Origin of the sequence: Candidatus Blochmannia vicinus, from assembly GCA_030020825.1 — a bacterium.
GTDB classification, from domain to species: domain Bacteria; phylum Pseudomonadota; class Gammaproteobacteria; order Enterobacterales; family Enterobacteriaceae; genus Blochmanniella; species Blochmanniella vicinus_A.
The window spans coordinates 1-22061 of the sequence record CP125213.1 but is presented as its reverse complement, the minus strand read 5'-3'; the positions used below and the strand labels follow the sequence as shown (position 1 = coordinate 22061).

The window sequence follows — 22061 nt, the reverse complement described above, 5'->3', positions numbered from 1 at the left end:
TGATGATGTTATAGCAAATATCTCATCACTATCCTTGATTATGAGTGATATTATATAGTACTGTTGCTGATAATACTAGACTCTCTCTAATATACATAAGTACTTTAGCTTTTACTTCTTCTGCAGATAAATGAGTTGAATCTAACATCAATGAACCAATCGCGGGAATCAACGGTGCTAATTTTCGGTTGTAATCACGTTCGTCTCGTTCTCTTATTTGTGATAATAAAGTTCTAAAACTAACATTAAAACTTTTTTTATGCAACTGATGTAATCTACGACTCCTTCTTTCTTTAAAGGAAGCATAAAGAAAAATTTTTAACTCTGCATTAGGAAACACTACTGTTCCCATATCACGTCCATCAGCAACAAGTCCCGGATACTTACAAAATGTACGTTGATATATCAACAAACTTTTACGTACTTGGGAAAAAGTAGCAATTTTAGATGCACAATTTCCTATATTTTCTGAAAAAATATTTTTTTTAACTTCCTTGCCATTAAATAATATTACAAACCTATTTTTACTATTTATAAAAGCTATTTGTATAGTATCAATAAGTGCTACTATTTTTTCTTCATGATCAATATTAATCTTATTTTCTAAAACTACTAATGCTAAAACTCGATAAATAACTCCTGAATCCAATAGATTCCATCCAAGAATTTTTGCCAACCTTCTAGATAAGGTTCCTTTACCTACTCCGCTTGGCCCATCAATAGTAATAACTGGAAATATGTTGTTCACATACAATCTCCTTATAGCGAACAATATTCATTGTAATTAAGTTACATTTCACATTTTTTAATAAAACTTAACAATTATAAATACTCACATATATAACATATATTTACGTATACGCACCGTACACCATGTATGAAATGTTATCGTAATATGCTTATACTAGATAATTGTCTAAAAAAATTAGGAAAAGTTTTATATGTACATTGAGGATTATTAATTACTATAGGAACATCTGATAATGCCGCCAAAGAAAAACACATTGCTATTCGATGATCGTTGTAAGTATTAATATAAGCCGATCTTATTTTAATTGGAGGAGTTATTTTCAAATAATCATAACCCTCTACTACTTTTGCTCCTATTTTCCTCAATTCAGTAGCCATAGCAACCAATCGATCACTCTCTTTAATTCTCCAATTGTAAATATTACGTAATATTGTAGGACCATTACTAACAAATAATGCAGTAGTAGCAAGAGTCATTGCTGCATCAGGAATATCGTTAACATCTAAATCAACAGCATTAAGATCAGATCCACGACTACATTCTATATAATTATCGTTCCACGCAATCTTTGCTCCCATCCTTTCTAATATATTAGCAAAATAAATATCTCCCTGTTTACTATGTTTGCCAACGCCTACAACTCTAACAGTCCCTCCTCTAATAGCTGAAGCTGCCAAAAAATAAGAAGCGCTTGAAGCATCTCCTTCCACTAAATAATGCCCAGGTGATCGATATACTGCATTTCCTTTACAATAAAAAACACAGTAATTTTCATCATGCTCTATATTGATCCCAAAATTTTTCATAAGAGACAAAGTAATATCAATATATGGTCTAGATACTAATGCTCCTTTTACTTTAAGATAGGTATCTTGAGGGGCCAATGGAGCCATCATAAGAATAGACGACAAAAACTGACTAGAAATATTTCCTTGAATAGAAATTTCACCTCCATAATATCCTCCAGATACACGTACCGGAGGGTAATTATCACAATCCATATAATCAATACTAGCTCCTCCTTGTCTTAAAGCGTCTACTAAATGTAAAATGGGCCTATCTTTCATACGAGGATGGCCAGTAAGAATAACATTCTGTGGTTTTATAGACAATGCTGCAATAAGAGGTCTCATAGCAGTTCCAGCATTACCCAAAGATAAAATTAATTGGTTATTACTTTTTGATTGCAGTGGACCACCAATACCATTAATTTCACAATGTTTTCTGTCATTTGAAAGACGATATACTATCCCTAGATCACGTAACGCATCTAACATAAAACGCACATCATCACTATCCAACAAATTATCCAATTGAGTAGTACCTACAGATTGCGCTGCTAATAATAACGCTCGATTTGATATACTTTTAGAACCAGGAAGATAAACGCTGCCCTGTATTTTCTCAATAGGAGCTAATTTAATAAAATTATTCACATTTCACCAACTCTTATACAAAATTAGATTTAATTAATAAAAATAAACAGCTTATTTATCGTTCAACAACCAGCATACACACTAATTATATTGAACACATAATGCATTTATACAAAATATCTTTATACATCTAATTTAACTATATTTTTCAGAAAATAATTTCATAAATTCAACTAATTTTTGTACACCTTCTAATGTCATAGCATTATATAATGATGCTCTCATACCTCCAACTATTCTGTGTCCTTGTAATCCACGTAATCCAAAACATATTGATTCTTTTAAAAAAATGTCATTTAATTTGTTATTTTTTAAAAAAAAAGGAACATTCATACAGGAACGATTAGATAATTCAACATTATTATAATAAAAATTACTAGAATCAATAGCATTATACAAAAAATCAGATTTTTCTTGATTACGTTTATTAATTTTTTTTAGTCCTCCTTGTTTTTTTAACCATTTAAATATTAAACCAGCAATGTACCAAGACATAGTAACAGGTGTATTAAACATTGAATAATTATCAACTAAAATTTTATAATTTAAAATAGAAGGAATTTCTAGACGAGGGATTTGCAATAAATCTTTTCTAATAATAACTACTGTCAGACCGGCTATACCAATATTCTTTTGAGCTGTAGCATAAACTATACCAAAACGACTGATATCAAGCGGGCGTGATAATAAAGTTGAAGAACAATCTGCTATTACTATTTTGTCAGAAAAATTTGGAGTGTCGAATATAGCTGTTCCATCAATAGTTTCGTTAGGACAATAATGTATATAAATACTATTTGTAGAAATATCCCATTTAGATATGGGCTGAATATTATACAATCCATTTTTTTTGTTGGTCACATCAATTATGCGCGGATTACAGTATTTTTTTGCTTCTATTGCTGCACTGTATGCCCAATACCCAGTATTTATATAATCAACATTTTCTGAAGATGTTTTTAATAAATTCATAGGAATTGCTGAAAATTGTGCCCTAGCCCCACCATGGCAAAACAGCACTTCATAATTTTCTGGAATATCGAGAAGCTCACGTATATCTTGTTTTGCGTTTTGCATTAACTGCAAAAATTCTTTGCTGCGATGACTTATTTCCATCACAGACACACCCATATTATCCCAATTATATAATTCCTTTTTAACTTGTCTTAAGACTTGTTTTGGCAACATTGATGGACCTGCACTGAAATTAAATATCTTATTCATATAATAAGTTATCAGAAATACTTAAATTAACAAAATAATATCTTTCGCAATCAATTATCATAACAAATAATATCGAAAATATTTCTATCATAAACAGTTAATTACACCTTATACATATAAAACAACATATAAACATAATAAATATATTCAATTACTATTATGGCTAAATCACCCACCTAATTACTAATAATAAATAATATATACATATAAACCCCCAAGTTTTAATAAAAATAGCAAACATAAAATATTTTTTGAATAAAATAATTTTACACATAAAGCAATAGTCCATTTAATTAAGTCCATTTAATTAATATGTGTTATCCCATCCATATATGAATATAATACTGTGGGGATCGCTATACGCCCGTCTTCTAATTGATAATTTTCAAGCACTGCCGCTAATGCCCTACCTACTGCTACTCCAGAGGCATTTAAAGTGTGCAAAAATTTTGTTTTTCTATGATTCTTTCCCCGATAGCGTGCTTTTATACGACGCGCTTGAAAATCTCCAACATTCGAACAAGAAGAAATCTCGCAATAAGTATTGGATGCTGGAAGCCATACTTCTAAATCATATGTTTTACAAGAAGAAAATCCAATATTCCCCGTACATAATAACATTTTTCTATATGGTAACTTAAGTAATTGTAAGACTTGTTCTGCATGACCAGTTATTTCTTCTAGTGTCTGCATAGATTTATCTGGATGAACTATTTGCACTAGTTCAACTTTATCAAATTGATGCATTCTAATCAACCCACGAGTATTATGACCATATGATCCAGCTTCAGAACGAAAACATGGAGTATGAGCAATCATCTTAATTGGTAATTCCTGTTCATCAAGAATTACGTCACGAACTAAATTTATTAACGGTACTTCAGCGGTAGGTATTAATGTATAAGGATTAGTGTCAGATCCTAAGTACTTAATATGAAATAAATCTTCATAAAATTTTGGTAATTGACCTGAGCCATATAAAGACATTTCATTTACTAGATATGGCAAATAATATTCTTCATATCCATGGGTTTTAGTATGTAAATCTATCATAAATTGAGATAAAGCACGGTGCAAATGTGCTATTTGTCCTTTCATTACAACAAAACGCGCCCCAGTTAACTTCGTTGCGTTAGAAAAACTTAAACCATTAGTCGACACACCCAGTTCCGTATGATCCTGCAATGGGAAATTATATTGACCAGGATCCCCCCAACGCATTATTTCTAAATTATCTTGATCACTAAATCCATAAGGTACTTGATCATCTGGAATATTTGGTAAAGATAATTCATACTGTCTAATTATTTTTTGTAATGTTTTACTTTCTAATTTAAGTGAAGTTAATTTTTTTCCTAACACATATGCTTCTTGACATAAAAATTCCACATTCTCCCCACGCATCTTAGCCATTCCTATAATTTTAGCCTTAACTTTACGTTCAGTCTGTAAATTTTCAGTTTTTTTCTGTAAAATCTTACGCAAACTCTCTTGTTGACTAAATTTATCGGTATTAAATATAAATTTTCTGCGAGCAAGTTTTTCAATAACCAAATCAAGATTGCTACGCAATAAATTGGGATCTAACATATTTAACCTACATTATCTGTTTCATCAGATATGAAAACATTAATAGTTTATTTTAATTACCACAATAAAATTGCCCACTTATTTATTCTGCTTATATAAAGCAATACCACTCTTAATAAAAATAATTTATTTATTAATTTTTATACGCACACTATAAAGCATGATAATAATTAGTATTCCTTATTTAAAAAAATTGTCCTTTCTTATAAGAACAATATAAAATTTATCAATTAGTATAAAACTATATATACTACGTAATTAGTGTTTATTAAATTTTTTATTTATAAATAGCGAAAATAGTTTTATTACATATTAATTAAATAATAAATACATCAACATATGAAAATTTCACTCACATTACTTAATGTAATGCGCAATTAATATTTCATTTAAAAAATTGTGTACATAAATATAATAACCTCAAAAAACTCTATTATTACAAATACGCCAAATCATAGATTTGATATAATTTTTTATTATAAAATGATAATATTTAACTGGGTTACTAAAAGTAAGTAACAAATTTTCCTAAAATAATATTAATATATAAGATACACCAATTTTTTGTTAACTTAACAATAAGATTTCACTTACACGTACCACATATACTTTCAATTTTTATATGGAAAAAATAATAATTTTATAATTATTAGACTAAATATAAATTTATTAATTAATATATATTATTCTCTTTGCTCATCTAGTTGAATATCTTCAGAAAGAGCAAAATTAAATTTTCTTATATCGATTGTATTATTATTTTGATCTAATAAATAATAATCTACATATTGGTCTTTTTTTTCAAAAACACTAAACCGCTCAATTCTACCACAGTCACTTATTTTAACTCTACATTCTTGTAAATTACAATTATCGCACATTGGTATCAAATAAAAACAATCTCCTTTCTGAATTACATTATAATTATCCCATTTATATACGTTGTTATCAGAAAATAACATAAATAAAATATTGTCAGAAAAATTCTGTAACCAATACGCAGTAACTTGTTTAATAAAAGGAATATAAAACCAAAGTGTTTTCCCATCAGAAATTAAAAAATTTTCTTCAGGAAATATCATATGCCAATTAAATAGGTTAGGCCGCTTTACCCAAAGTTCCCCATGGCCCTCTAATAATATGTCATTATTAGCACTAATAACTTTTTGAGTAAACCGTGCATAAAAATCATTTATTTTTTTCAGGCGATTTCGTAATGTGATAACAGATGTATCATCAGCTATTGCTGAAATAATTACAGCAACACTAAAAAAAATGATATATACTACTTGATTAATCATATTTAATTAAATTTCTATTCATGATAGATATACACCACGTATATTAAGACCATACAAAAATATGTATATGTTTATTACACTTATATAACAATTCTACATGCGTAATAACATGATCTTTCTTCAGTATATCCAAAAGATTACAAATTAGCCACCTGGTTTTTCCAAAAATTAGCTACCTCATATATTTCTTGATCTTCTATAAATGCACCATGCACTCGGGTAGATACAGAAGAATTAGGCCCCAAATATAACATATCACCTACACCTAACAATGATTCTGCTCCAGATTGACCAAGAATAGTATGAGAATCTATTTTACTTGACACAGTAAAAGCTATACGTGCTGGGATATTTGCTTTAATTAATCCAGTAATCACATCTACCGATGGTCTTTGTGTTGCCAATATTACATGAATTCCAGCAGCACGAGCTTTTTGTGTTAAACGAATTACTAACTCTTTTACTTTTTTTGTTGTTACTATCAAATCTGAAAATTCATCTACAATAATTACAATATAAGGTAATTTTTCCAAAGCATTAGGAAAAGTTACTGTTTTATCATTAATAAATTTACTTGCAGTATCGTGTTGCATATATTTTTTAGAATAAAATTGCTCTATACGTCTATTATAATTTTCCAAATTCCGTACACCAAGTATAGCCATCAGCTTATAACGACGCTCCATTTCTTTTATACACCATTGTAATGCTTCATAAACTTCTTCCATATCAGTAATAACCTGCTTTAACAAATGAGGAATACCTGAATATATTGATAATTCTAAAATTTTAGGATCAATCATAATAAAACATACTTCTTCTGGCGTTGCCTTATATAAAATACTAACAATCATAGCATTAATTCCTACAGACTTACCTGATCCAGTAGTTCCAGCAACTAATAAATGAGGCATAGATTTCAAATCTATTATCAAAGGATGTCCAGATACATCTTTACCTAAAACTAACGGTAATAGAGTATTAATATTCCTAAATTGCTCTGAACTTATTATATCGCCCAAATATACTATACTACGCTTTTTATTAGGGATTTCTAATCCTACATATGGAGTACCAGGAATTACCTCTACTACCCTAACAGAATCTGTATATAAAACACGTGCCAAATCACGTGATAAACTGGAAATTTTTGAAGATTTTATACCTGGTGATAAATTTAATTCAAATCGAGTAATTACTGGACCAGAAATAATATTAGCTACATTTGCTGTAATATGATATTCTGCTAATTTGGATTCCAATAACCGAGAAATTTTTTTTAATTCCAATAAGTTCGTATTTTTTTCTGATTTAGATGTAGTTAATAAATTTATATCCGGCAGTATAAAAACTTTCTTATCATAACCTAACTTTCTATGTACCATTGAAGCTCCTATATGCTTAAATAAAGATACATGTTGCATTTTATCTTTATTAATAAACATAATCGGTTTTATATTCTGACTATCTTTTATATCAACACGATCCATATCCGAATCTTGCACCAATACAACATTATTTTTTTGTTCTTTTTCTTCAATACAACACATTTTAAAATTGTTCAAAACCTTCTTATTATATTTATTAATTCTTATAGAACGACTTTTTCGCACGAAAAAGATGCTATTAATATATTTTTTTATATAATACTTGAATCTTGCTTTATTTATACATAATCTAAAGTTAGACAATAGATTTTTAATAAAACTGAAATTTTTAATAAATATTTTCATTAGTACAATATATTGTTTTTTAAAAAAATTTTTTTTTAAAACAGGATTAAACTGTTTAATAGATCTATTAATATTTTCAGATACATTAGGGATAATGTGTATATTTAATAAATTATTTACCAATTTTTTTTTAAAGAAATTAGATTCTTGCATGGAAAAAATTGACGGATATGCACGCTTGTTACGCCATGATTGTCGATAATTAAATTTAAATCTAAATTTTTTATCATACAAAAATAATACTCTTAAATAAGATACAAAAAGATATAATTGATTTTTAATAATTTTTACAATCATCTTAAAAAATCGATTAAAAAAAACTATAAGATCAATAATTACGATCAAAAAAAACAAAATAAAACTGGTATAATAAGTTATTTTTTCATGAAATAAAATAAAATCACATAATATACTTCCTACTATGCCTCCAGAAGAAAAATAAAAAAGATCATCAACAATTAAATTAGTTAATCCACAACACACAAATAATAATATTAATATTCCTATTAATTTAAAAAAAAATTCAAAAATAGTAATACAACTCCCTCGTGCATAAATCCTGAAAATATAAAATAATATAAAAAACGGAATCATATAAGCTGGAATGCCAAAAACAAAAAACAAAAAATCAGAAAGTTTTGCTCCTAAAATTCCTCCGAGATTATGTATTGATCCATGCCATTTAATCTGTAACCATCCAGGATCTGCCGGATCAAAACTAATTAATATGACAATTAAATATAATAAAATTATACTTATACTAATGAATATAAAATTAATCACTAAAATATCTCTTCCTTTACTTAAATATCCAATAATATATATTAATAGTGATCTGTATATATCTAACATTCTTATTAAATTTAAAAATAATACTTTTAAATTAATATTAAAATTTAACGTTTAATGTTATATATATCTATATATAATTATGTTAACATGCCAATTTATACAGATTATGAAGGATAATTAGTTTACTACATTATTTAAACGCTATGTACACATATTTAACAAGCATTAATTTATTAAATAAAAACTAAAAACATTTTTAATTTTTTACAAAGACTTGCATATATTATATGCATAATCTTATAATATGTTACTGGGTATATAAATTAAAAGTAGTCACGAAAGTTTATTACATGACGAAGAAAATAGTGTTTTCATGATTTTTGTTTGAAGCTTATTTAAAAATTTAAATTATCTAACTACATATTAGTATCATTACTGTTATATAACTATATATACAATAAAATTTAAAGATTAATATTTAAGACATTAAAATATACTACATACAATATAAGTAAAGAAGCAATCGAATTTTATTCGATTGCTATATGAGGTACATCACATGACAACAATTAAAAAACATTGCAAGTTACTTATATTGGGAGCAGGTCCCGCTGGATATACCGCAGCCATCTATGCGGCACGAGCTAATTTAAGTCCTGTACTAATTACTGGATTAGAGATAGGAGGACAACTAAACACCACTACAGATATAGAAAATTGGCCTGGAGACCCTAAAAATCTTACCGGACCTATATTAATGAATCGTATGAACGCACATGCTGTGCATTTACACACCGAAATCATCCCTGATCATATCATTAAAGTAGATTTTAAACAATACCCTTTTTATTTATATGGAAATATGTATGAATATACATGCGATGCATTAATCATAAGTACAGGAGGATTTGCTCGCAACCTTGGTCTTCCCTCTGAAGAAAAATATAAAGGCAAAGGTGTATCCTCATGTGCTACATGTGACGGATTTTTCTTCAAAAAACAAATTGTTGCAGTAGTTGGAGGTGGCAATACAGCAGTAGAAGAAAGTTTATACTTATCTAATATTGCCGCTGAAGTTCATCTTATTCACCGTCGTAATCAGTTTAAAGCAGAAAAAATATTAATTAACAGACTTATGAACAAAGTGAAAAATGGTAATATTTTTTTACATCTCAATCATATTGTTGAAGAAATATTAGGAGATGGTATAAATGTTACTGGATTATGTTTAAAAGACGTAACTCAGCTAAATAAAAAACACACTGTAATTCTTCAAGGTGTATTCATTGCTATTGGATATAATCCAAACACTGCTATATTCAGCAATCAACTCGTATTAAACAATAATGGATACATTTATGTACAGTCTGGTACTAATGGAAACATAACAGCCACTTCTATCCCGGGAATATTTGCAGCAGGAGACGTAATGGATCACAACTATCGTCAAGCAATTACTGCTGCTGGCTCTGGTTGTATGGCCGCAATTGATGCTGAGCGCTACTTATCCACTATTAATAATACTAACTTATGACTTAATAAATCATAATAAATAAGAATCATTATACAACTACATATTCATGATAAAATAAAATAAATAGCATCACTTACATATGTAAGTTCATTTACATTAAATTTCATACACAGCAATACGTAAATAAAATAAAGTTCATACTAAACTAAATCTTACTGTATATTTATTTATCACTGACAATACTGTCATTGTAATAATACAATCACAGTAATAATAGAATAATCAAAGAAGATGCACAAGTAACTATTTTTTAAATTTTTTAGAACTAAAATATTAGTCACTAGATACTACTTAATCATCCAATATCTGATGATAAAATTTTAGATTATAATTTAATTTTGCAGAGGGCCTAATGACAAAAGAAGATAATTTTGAAATGCATGGTGTCGTATTGGACACTTTACCTAATACAATGTTTCGTGTAAAATTAGAGAATGGACATATCATTGTAGCGCATATTTCTGGAAAAATAAGAAAAAATTATATTCGAATACTAACAGGAGATAAAGTAACTGTTGAACTTACACCATATGATTTGAGTAAAGGAAGAATTATCTTTCGTAGCAGATAATAACATTAAGAATTAACACTTTTCATACATATTTTAAAAAATTAGACAATTTTAAATATATACTAACTGAACTGTGTTTACATAAATTGTAAATTTCTTGTATTTATCTGTTTTAACTTATAGTACTATCCCCAATTTCATCCACCAAACACGGCCTGGTTCATACATTAATGTTCCAGTAGGATATCCAAACCGTTTATGCACATATAAATTAGAATATTCCCTATAATTATGATTTAACAAATTATCTACACCAATGCTAAATTTATAAAATTGAGAGTTAGTCCATGCTACATGTGTAGATAATACTCCAAATCCTGAAGTATTATAATTTGCTCGAGGATTCAATAACATATTCTCAGAAGTAATAGGAACTGAAGAAATAAATAAATTATTAGATTGTGGAAATGAAAATCTCCACAAAGCAGTAATGCTGTAACATCCCTTTACCCATTGACATGTTACTTTGCCTTCCAATGGAGGAATTTTAGGTAAAGAACGATTATCATCTACATTTACACCCCAAAACCATGATACATTACTTTCAGTGCGCCAATGATCATTAAATTGATAATTTAATCCTACTTCAGTTCCGAATATCTTAGCATTAATATTTTTTGTATAATTAATCCCACCATCATATGGTATAATATCATTATAATAACTACATAAAATAAAATCTCTAACATATCCAGCATAAGATGATATCCATCCACCCATTTGCAGATGTTGAAAATTCGCTCCTATATCCATCTGCACGACCTTCTCAGGTTTTAGTTCTAAAACATTTTCTACATTACTATCAATATTTTGATTAAATCTATTAGAAAATAACTCCCAATAATCAGGAAAACGAAAACTTGTTCCTACACCAACATAATACGATAACAATGGATTCACACTATCCTCATAGCGTATAAATCCCGCAGGATATGTAATACTATACCGTTTGTTGTATTTAGAACAATTATTGAAATTAACTACACTGTATTCCAGTCGCGTACCTCCAATAAATCTTTTACTTGACAATGAATTCACAATTAACTCAGTAAATATACCAATATCTTGAGACACAATATCTTTTTCCCAGTTAGAACTAGATTTTACGTGTTCTCTATGTTTATTAACTTGCACATCTGCTCCACTATAACATTTAATATTATCCCATTGGGTTGTTGCAATACCTCGCGCACCCCATATTAATCGATCAACATTATTTTCAATATCATTATTAAAACCACAACACTTTTTAACAGATAAACCTGTAACACGAGATACAGTATCAGCCATAATATGGCTTACATAATTATGCCAAGTTTGCAACTCAATTTTATCTAATTTTTTCATCATATCTGTAATTTCTACTTTCATTCCATAACTTTCTCTAGCAAAACATAACCCATCCATAGATCGAACAGCATAATTTGCATTACCATTGCCTTGCCCTAAACTAATCTCTAAATGTGTATCTTCATTTAAATTTAACGACAAAATTGCATCAGCATTCCATTTATACCACGCGGAATGTACTCTATGTTTATTACCATCATAATAATCGTCTGACTGAGAAAGATTACCTATTAATCTAAGATAACCATATTTACTTCCTATAATACTATCTACATTTTTATCTACTTTATTATTTGCTCCAATCATTACATTACTGCGTAATTGAATTTTTGATTTATCAAAACTAGGATTGTATCGTTCGAATTGCAATGTAGCTCCAGATGTTACAGGCCCCCATAGCACTGTCTGAGGCCCTTTAATAATATTTAAAATATCAAAAGTTTCTGGAGCAATATAAGCACTAATAGGATCCATATGAGAAAAACAAGCGCCAAGTATCTCACCATTATCCATTAAAATACGTATTCGAGACCCAAACATCCCACGAAAAACTGGTTCGCTATTAACTCCTCCGTTACGAATAGCAGTAAACCCTGTGATATTTTTTAAATAATCAGCTGCATCAGTTACATACAATGATTGCAAGGACCTTGCAGGAGAAGCAGTAAAAATCAATGGAGAATTTTTTAATGAAATAATAGTCATTATATCATCATGCATCTTTATTTGATGACATAATGTAGGTGTTCTTTGTATATCATCAGATACTGACATTAAAGTATTTTTAGATCTGTTCCCAATAGAGATATCATTTAAATTAGCTTGAGAGTTATTAAAAATAATCACAATCAAATCAAAATATATCAAAAACAATATTTTATAAACTAATGTTTTAAAACTATAGAAAAATGTGCTACATTTCATATCCATACTCATAGTTATTAAATGATTTTACAAATACTAATATAACAACTACAACATACATGTTAAAAATTAACATTATTCAATAAAATATCAGGTGATTTAATAATACAAATGACCTAAACTTAAACACATATTTCTAATTATACAAATACATTATTTTAAATCATTTTAACTATCATAATACTTAAAAAATTATACATACATATAATTATTTATATAAAAATACTATTTTTATATAAATTAAACCTAAATACTTTCTATGTTACAACCAACTAAAATTTTAATGCATATATATTATATTATTTATGTAATATCAGAATTAACTAAACAACTTCTATATCGTCGATATAGATAGATAGATAGATATATAACCATATCATATATCTATTATTATTAAGCAATACACATTTACTAATGTGCTAGATTTTTATAGCATATTATTATACTATCTAACAATAGATTATGAAAATGCCAAAAGATATGATCTTATTATTAACATTATGTTAACCACAAATTTTAATAATAAAATACTATTATTTTAGATTATATATAAATAGCTGGCATAAACGTTGCTTAATCCGTATACAGTTCATATAGAGTAACTAAATGAAATATGTCATTCAATCAACTATAATATTTAATACCGCAGAATACATTTTGACATCGTTAACTGACTCTAACGCATCAGTGAAATTATCTAATTCTGCGGGACGAGTGTTAGAAGAACTTATTAGACAACAAAATATTGATCCCGATACCCCAGTTACTCGAGACCATTTATTTTCAATTGTATGGAGAGCTTATGGACTCGAGCCATCTAACGGAAACTTAAACCAACAAATTAGTTTAATACGAAAAACTTTAACCTATTTTGGATTAGATCCTTCATCTATTATAACTATGCCTAAACGAGGTTTGAAACTAAACAGCCAATTAACTATAGAAAAAATAAATGAAGAAATTCCATCATGTATATCTTCTACTCTACATAAAACCATAGATAAAAATAATAACATACCATCTTCTGCTTTACTAAATATAAAAACTCATATAAAGTATATGATGACTCTCACAACAACGGTAGCAATATTATTCAGTATCGGTTTTGTTTATTTATATACCAAAAAAGATCACATTAAATTATATTGTTGCAAAGAAATAAACTCATGTAGTATTTGTACTTTTCATTCAGAACCGGGATTGGATTGCAGTGGCTGTACTATTCAATGTACAGAAATTACATGAAATAATCAGAGATATGATATAATAAACTAACTTATAAAAGCTTTATTCTATCACGCATGATCTCCAGTCCTAAGTTACTAATCAGTAAACTAATAAATATCCAGAACCCATAATATATTTTAACAACTACTTTCAATTGTAGAACCAATGTCTTGTATCCAATACATTTTATTCTAATAAAAACAACTATTTAATAAAAAATTTCCATTTATACGCATCATAAAAATCAATCAAATTAAAGCTAGTTCTCCCTTTTTATTAAAATTTAAAAATATCAACATATAATTAATAATCATTATCACAACAATATTTTTTATAAAAGACTATGTTTCAAACATTTAATAAAAATGTGCTAATCTAATCATGAAAGATATATTATAAAATTACAATCTTTATATTTAATATAAACACGATTATTTATTATAATAATTCTGACCATTAACAAAACATAATTCCTCCCTATATAAACATAATTAAGCCATAAATAAACTCAACGCGTGTCTTTCATATATACAATTTTAAGATCTTTATCAAAATAAAAAGCGCACATTTTATCTTATTTATTTAAATCACATACAGTTCATTTATATTCATAACAATTTTTAATTAAATAATATAAAATAAACCTATTACTATATTTATAATACCATTTTATTCTATACACTTTAGAAACTAATATATTCCTCACAATCAAGCATCATTTAAATTCTTTTTATTATTTACTTTGATAAGTAATTGCGGGGAAAATATATATATGTAGTATATATAAATTTGTAGCAAATAAATATACTAATAATGGTATCATTATTAGTATATTAATAAAAATTTTTAATTGAAATAAAGCACTATAATATAAATTATATTAATAATTAATCCTGATCAACATAAATAGAGTTAACTTTAGATAAATAACGTTGTGCCTGTGCAGATGGATGATGAGATTGTATGTATTGGTAAAACTGATCTGGACTAAGCTTATTTATTTTTTCAATAGCATAACTACGATCAATAGCAAATATTTTTAACAACGCACTTAAACCATTTACATAAGCAACAATAACAGCATAACGTCTAGTTTTTAAATCAATAATACCTTCTAATTGTTTTTGTAATATAGATAAATAAGCAGTACCAAGATCAATATTAACAACAGCATTTTTTAATTCATGAATACTAGGCTCTCCCTTCCATCCTTTTAAACGATAAGCATCTCTTCCTGCTGTATCTGCTTTAAGCTGCATTAATCCAACAGCATTAGATTTGCTAATCACAGTAGGATCATAGTTAGATTCTACTTGAATAATAGCTTTCACTAAAGATGCATCTACTCCATAATTCACAGCACAACGATGAATGCAATCATTATATATTGACGATGTAATTTGTTTAGAAGAATTAATTACTTTACATCTTAAATTATTAGATAATGTACGCATAACATTATCTTTACAATTATTATTATTATTATGTTGTATGCAAGTTGTTAGTAAAAAAATAATAACTATATATATTATATATATCTTCATAATTTTATGATTTTTACAATCAAAATATATATTTAATATATATATAATATTATGAAACAAAACAATATTTTATGTTTTAAAAATCTGTTTTCCTATAATGCAAAATACATATAAACAGTTATATACAACATACATATGATATATATGTGTATATATCATATGTATTATCTATCACAAAATATATAAAGTACAAATTTACTATATACAGCAGAAAATATCTCATTTATTAAAGAAATAATACATCTGTAAGTTATATATATATCAGAAACAAATGCAAATATTACATAATAATCATATATCTTGATAAATTTTAACCGCGCACATATTACCGATAAATAACTTAATCAAATAAATATGTGTTATATTAATTATTTATTAAATCGTTTAGAAAACTGCCTAAATGCTAATAATGTTTCATTGCTGACATGATGCTCAATACCTTCTGAATCTCTCTGAGCAGTTTTTTTATTAATACCCAAATCCATGAGAAATGTTCTTACAATTTTATGTCGTATATGATTTTCATCAGCTAATCGTCTTCCTTGTTCTGTTAATAATACCCTACAGTAACGTTTATGTTCAATTAATGAATAAGCAGTTAATTTCTTTAACATTTTTGCTACTGTTGGTTGTGTTACTCCTAATCGTAAAGCTAAATCTACTTGACGAGCTTCTCCACATTCTTGGATTAAGTCTGAAATCAACTCAATATAATCATCAATAAGCTCACGACGATGTGCTGCTCTAACCTGGATGAATCCCTGTGAATTATCTACTGTTTTCATAAAAATTTTGAATGATTAAGCAATATCTCCATATTATTTTAGTTGTAACAAATATATCATGCTACATTCTAAATAATAAACCTTATCAACATATATAGATTATAATATCTCTTCAAAACATAACATTTTTACCATTATTTTATTTTTATATGCATATAAAAATATGCATATATATTATAATACTCTATATTTATGCAATAAATATATTAAATGATCTATATACAAAAATATAAAGATATAATCAACATATAAACAAAATTAACTAACATAATAATGTTGCCTAGATAAAAACAAAATCAAATGTTCTACTATACTATTAAATAAAAAAAGAAAATTATTTACACTCATCCATAATCATTACATATATCTTAACTAATGCCCAATTACATTTTAAAAGTTACATAGCTCTATCATATTTTATCTATATAGTTAACAAAAGACTAATAACCAGATTGTACTAATAAAATAAATAAATGAACTATAACATATACTTAAATAATACTGTTATTATCTGTATAATATAAATATTATGATATTTATATTTCATGTAACAAAATAGTATAAATTATTTAATACATTATTACCAATATATACATTTATATCATCACATCTTTATGAATATAAAATTTGCCATATAAAAAAATTTATAATACTATCCATCTAGCTTTTATAATGAAAATGACTAAAAATAGTGCATTTATTTTAATGTTGAATCGTTAATTACACAAATAATTTAGATTTTATCTGATCGTAAATATTATGTTACATACACATCGTAAAAAAAAGGTGATTGTTGGCATATCTGGAGGGGTAGATTCTTCTGTATCCGCATGGATATTACAACAAAAAGGATATAAAGTAGAAGGATTATTTATGAAAAACTGGGAGGATGATGACAGCAATGAAAACTGCTCATCAGCATCTGATTTAGCAGATGCTTACTCTGTCTGTAATCATTTGGGTATATATTTACATACCATAAATTTTTCTAAAGAATATTGGGAAAGTGTATTTCAAGTCTTTCTAAAAGAATACAAAATGGGTCGAACTCCTAATCCTGATATACTCTGTAACAAAGAAATTAAATTCAAATGTTTTTTAGAATTCGCACGTGAAGATTTAGAAGCGGATTTTATTGCAACTGGACATTACGTACGCCGTATTGATACGAATCAAGAAACTTATCTAATGCGTGGTTTAGATAAAAATAAAGATCAAAGCTATTTTCTATATACACTCAGCCATACACAACTTAAACAATGTTTATTTCCTATCGGAACATTAAATAAATCACAAGTTAGGAGTATCGCTAAGGAATTAAACTTAATTACAGCAAACAAAAAAGATTCTACTGGTATTTGTTTCATCGGTAAACGCAAATTTAGAAATTTTATTAGTAATTACATACCAATACAACCAGGATTCATAATTAATGTAAATGGCGATAAAATTGGCACACATCAAGGAGTACCATTTTATACCTTAGGACAAAGAAAAGGATTAAATATAGGTGGGATCAAACGAGGAAATGGTAAACCATGGTACGTAATAGATAAGGACATAAAAAATAATACGTTAATTGCAGCACAAGAGCACTGTCATCCTCTTCTTATGTCTATTGAATTTATCACTAAAAAAGTAAAATGGATAAAAAGAAACCTACTTACATCACCGTTATATTGTACAGTAAAAACTAGATACAGACACCCAGATATCCAATGCCATATATATCCTCTTTTTAATAATAACCTCAAAGTTATTTTAAAAAAACCAGTATCAGCAATTACACCAGGACAATCAGCAGTGTTTTACTCACATGAAAATTGTTTAGGTGGCGGAATCATTGAAAAAACTACCCCTTTTATTACTTAAGTTCTAAAAATTGTTCTTTCCCAATAAATATGAAAAATATCAATTTAAATATTAATTTAATACTATTAAACATATTAAACACTACTACAAGTAAACACAACTCAATAACCATTATATTTGATATTTAATTTCATTATACATGCATAAATCTTTCAAACACTTCCAATATTTATCTGAAAATAAAATTATTTAAATAAGAATATTAATAGATCACTAGTATAAATTTATTGAAAATTAATCCTTATAACTATAATCAATTACAATTTATTATAATTATTTTATACATTTTTAATATTAATGATATTATGCATATAATCACTCATGATTATAAAAAAATAAAGTTTTTCATTATAAATATATACAAAAGACCTATAAAATACACATGTTCTTTTTATAAAAAATTAAACTTAAAAATAACCATATAAGTATAAGCCTTTCATTAGTTTAATTATACAAGGAGAAAAAGTGATAAAGTTATCACCTTTAACCGTAGTATCACCTATCGATGGTCGTTACTATACGCAAACTGATGCCTTACGTAGTATTTTTAGTGAATTTAGTCTATTAAAATTTCGAGTGAAAATTGAAATTCATTGGTTACAAAAACTAGCTCACACAACAGCTATTAAAGAAATACCTCCTTTTACACAAATCGAATATAACTTTTTAAATAAATTAGTAGTTAATTTTAATATCAAAGATGCAGAACGTATTAAAGAAATAGAACAAATTATTCAGCATGATATCAAAGCAATAGAGTATTTTTTAAAAGAAAAAATAAGTATACTGCCTAACTTAAAAAAAATCAGGGAATTTATTCACTTTGCTTGTACTTCGGATGATATTAACAACCTTGCATATGGATTAATGCTTACTAATGCTAAAAAAACTATTTTACTGCCTATTTGGAAACAAATTATTAATGAAATAAAAAAAATGAGTATTAATTATAAAGACATTCCTTTATTATCCAGAACTCATGGACAACCTGCTACTCCTTCTACTATTGGAAAAGAAATGGCTAATATTGCCTATCGACTAATACGCCAATATAATCAATTAAAATCAATAAAAATTTTAGGTAAAATGAACGGTGCCGTAGGGAATTACAACGCTCATACAATAGCATACCCAGAAATAAATTGGCGTAAATTTAGCAAAGAATTTGTTACATCTTTAGGAATTGAATATAACCCATATACAACACAAATAGAACCGCATGATTATATTGCTGAATTATCTGACTGTATTACACGATTCAATACAATCTTAATAGATTTTAATAGAGATATATGGGGTTATATTTCACTCAACTATTTCAAACAACACCATAATAAAGTTTCAATTGGATCTTCTACTATGCCACACAAAGTAAATCCTATAGACTTTGAAAATTCTGAAGGAAACTTAGGATTAGCAAATGCCATATTTAATCATTTTTCTGAAAAGTTACCAATATCACGTTGGCAACGCGATTTAAGCGATTCTACCGTTCTAAGAAGCTTAGGAATGGCTATAGGATACGCCTTAATCGCCTACCATAGCGTATTAAAAGGAATAAAAAAATTGATAGTTAATAAAAAATACGTATTAAATGAATTAAACAAGCATTGGCCAGTATTAAGCGAAGCTATTCAAACAGTTATGAGACGATATAATATTCACAAATCTTATGAAGATACAAAAAAATTTATCGACAGTACAGATATTAATCCTGAAAAAATAAAAAATTTTATTGAATCACTACCATTACCAACAACGGAAAAAATACGCTTACAAAAAATAACCCCAACTGATTATATAGGTTTAGCGGCAGAGATGGCAAATGAAATTGATGATATAACATAATTATGTTATATCATCAATTTCATAAATCAACATTTCATTATATAAATTTATATTAACGTATACCCTAAAGCTAAGGCATTAGTTATTGTATTATTTAATTTAATGCATCTATTCCATAGCGATAGAATAAAACGAAATAAAACAAAAATTAAATATTAATACTATAACTTACTCATTTAATTAAATTACCTTCCAAAAAGATACAACCTGTCATGTATTACACTAATATTATAATTTTCCGTATAAAAATATATTATTTTATAAAAATTTGTTCATACAATCATATTTTATAAACATTGAATAACATTAAATTCAATATTTATAAATATTAAAATATATACGCTATTGTCTATTGTCTATTGTCTATTGTCTATTGTCTATAATTAATGTTCATATTCTATTTATAACTCAACTATATCATTACATACACCATACGAATATTATGCTCTAAAAAATCGCAATTGTAATTTCTCATTTTAATATTTTAGATAAATCTATTTTTTTTGTTTTTAAAACCGTATACCAACTAGTAACTACCCCAAGTAATAATGTTATACCTAAAACTAATAATACATCCCACCCATTTAGTTTAATAGGTAAAAAATTAATAAAATAGATTCCTTTTGATAAAATCTTATTTCCTAATAAATCATTACAAATTGTAATTAAATTTGTTAACTTAAAAGAAGTAAAAACACCTAATCCAGTTCCTATAACACCAGAAATAATATAAATAATTAATCCATACCAAAAAAATATACCTCTAATTAAAACATTTTTACCTCCTAATGCATAAATTAAAGCAATATCGTAATTTTTATCTTTTATTGATAAAATAAGCATAGCGATTACATTAAAACAAGAGATACTTATCATTAATATCATTGATAAATATACAATTACACGAACTATTTGAATATCTCTATAAATATACCCATAAGTATCCATCCAGCTTTTCACATAAACCTGATGATTAAATATTTTTTCAATTTTATGTGCTATTCTATCAGCAACAAAAATATCATTAATTTTAATAGCTATTCCTGAAATGTCCGATGTGTTATGAGGACATAAATGCTGTTGTATATCTAATAAAGACATTACGGCAATATTGCAATCTAATTGGCTATTCAAATTTAATATACCAGATACTTGTAAACGAATCTTTTTAGATGATAATAATTTGTTATCCATACGAAAATTATGAGCAATTAAAATAGTAATCCAATCACCTACCTTAATTCCTAGAACATCTGATATTCCTTTCCCTAAAATAATCTGTTTCGTGTTTTCATAAAAATATTTCCAAGAAAAATCTTTCTCTATAAAACACGATAGTGTTTCTTCATCTACTTTCTTCATTAAATCTACACTTCTAACATAAACCACATGCCATTTATTATTAAATTCAATAACTCCGGAAAAATTAATACAAGGATTTGCATAAATAATCTCTGGCATTTGGCGAACACGCTTCAAAACCGTCAACCAATCAATAATTGATGCACCTACTGGCTTAATCTCTACATGCGGAACAACCGATAAAATACGATGACTTAATTCATATTTAAACCCATTA

The 22061-nt window shown here is 27.0% G+C and carries 12 protein-coding genes and 4 pseudogenes; 5 read left to right on the top strand and 11 right to left on the bottom strand.

The annotated features are described in order from the left end of the window. Positions 1-28: 28 nt before the first annotated feature. The 7 genes and pseudogenes from cmk to QMA81_00050 form a co-directional block, all read right to left on the bottom strand. Positions 29-754 (bottom strand): (d)CMP kinase, encoded by a 726-nt coding sequence (gene cmk / locus QMA81_00080; protein ID WHL24746.1) that lies wholly within the window; start codon positions 752-754, stop codon positions 29-31. Between the two features lie 131 nt (positions 755-885). Continuing rightward, positions 886-2187: pseudogene (gene aroA, locus QMA81_00075) on the bottom strand (3-phosphoshikimate 1-carboxyvinyltransferase). Between the two features lie 135 nt (positions 2188-2322). Continuing rightward, a complete protein-coding gene (gene serC, locus QMA81_00070) occupies positions 2323-3411 on the bottom strand; it encodes a 3-phosphoserine/phosphohydroxythreonine transaminase (protein ID WHL24745.1) in 1089 nt (362 codons plus the stop codon). Between the two features lie 303 nt (positions 3412-3714). Then, the gene (gene serS / locus QMA81_00065) at positions 3715-5001 is read right to left on the bottom strand and encodes a serine--tRNA ligase (GenBank protein WHL24744.1); all 1287 of its coding nucleotides are present in this window, start codon (positions 4999-5001) and stop codon (positions 3715-3717) included. A 683-nt stretch (positions 5002-5684) separates the two neighbouring features. Then, complete coding sequence (lolA, locus tag QMA81_00060) at positions 5685-6302, bottom strand: outer membrane lipoprotein chaperone LolA (GenBank protein ID WHL24743.1); 618 nt, start codon at positions 6300-6302, stop codon at positions 5685-5687. A 173-nt stretch (positions 6303-6475) separates the two neighbouring features. After that, positions 6476-7645: pseudogene (locus QMA81_00055) on the bottom strand (DNA translocase FtsK). A gap of 693 nt (positions 7646-8338) precedes the next feature. Next, positions 8339-8887 (bottom strand): annotated as a pseudogene (locus QMA81_00050) (DNA translocase FtsK 4TM domain-containing protein). A 499-nt stretch (positions 8888-9386) separates the two neighbouring features. Here QMA81_00050 and trxB point away from each other — a divergent pair. Both trxB and infA read left to right on the top strand, forming a co-directional pair. Beyond that, complete coding sequence (trxB, locus tag QMA81_00045; GenBank protein ID WHL24742.1) at positions 9387-10361, top strand: thioredoxin-disulfide reductase; 975 nt, start codon at positions 9387-9389, stop codon at positions 10359-10361. Between the two features lie 352 nt (positions 10362-10713). Beyond that, the gene (gene infA / locus QMA81_00040) at positions 10714-10932 is read left to right on the top strand and encodes a translation initiation factor IF-1 (protein WHL24741.1); all 219 of its coding nucleotides are present in this window, start codon (positions 10714-10716) and stop codon (positions 10930-10932) included. 117 nt (positions 10933-11049) lie between these two features. Here the strand turns inward: infA and QMA81_00035 are convergent, their stop codons facing one another. Then, a complete protein-coding gene (locus tag QMA81_00035; protein WHL24740.1) occupies positions 11050-13206 on the bottom strand; it encodes a TonB-dependent copper receptor in 2157 nt (718 codons plus the stop codon). 606 nt (positions 13207-13812) lie between these two features. On the opposite strand from QMA81_00035, the gene QMA81_00030 reads away from it, so the two are divergent. After that, a complete protein-coding gene (locus QMA81_00030) occupies positions 13813-14451 on the top strand; it encodes a transcriptional regulator (GenBank protein ID WHL24739.1) in 639 nt (212 codons plus the stop codon). 869 nt (positions 14452-15320) lie between these two features. On the opposite strand, the gene QMA81_00025 is transcribed toward QMA81_00030, so the two are convergent. Together QMA81_00025 and mntR are read right to left on the bottom strand one after the other, a co-directional pair. Then, positions 15321-15887, bottom strand: coding sequence for a transglycosylase SLT domain-containing protein (locus QMA81_00025; GenBank protein WHL24738.1), 567 nt, complete (start codon positions 15885-15887; stop codon positions 15321-15323). A gap of 458 nt (positions 15888-16345) precedes the next feature. After that, a complete protein-coding gene (gene mntR, locus QMA81_00020; protein ID WHL24737.1) occupies positions 16346-16762 on the bottom strand; it encodes a manganese-binding transcriptional regulator MntR in 417 nt (138 codons plus the stop codon). Positions 16763-17521: 759 nt separating this feature from the next. Between mntR and mnmA the strand changes: the two genes are divergently transcribed. Together mnmA and purB are read left to right on the top strand one after the other, a co-directional pair. After that, positions 17522-18634, top strand: a complete 1113-nt coding sequence (gene mnmA, locus QMA81_00015; protein ID WHL24736.1) for a tRNA 2-thiouridine(34) synthase MnmA — start codon at positions 17522-17524, stop codon at positions 18632-18634. A gap of 468 nt (positions 18635-19102) precedes the next feature. Next, positions 19103-20482 (top strand): annotated as a pseudogene (purB, locus tag QMA81_00010) (adenylosuccinate lyase). Positions 20483-20953: 471 nt separating this feature from the next. Here purB and QMA81_00005 read toward each other — a convergent pair. After that, the coding region (locus tag QMA81_00005) for an FtsX-like permease family protein (protein WHL24735.1) at positions 20954-22061 on the bottom strand (1108 nt) is incomplete at its 5' end.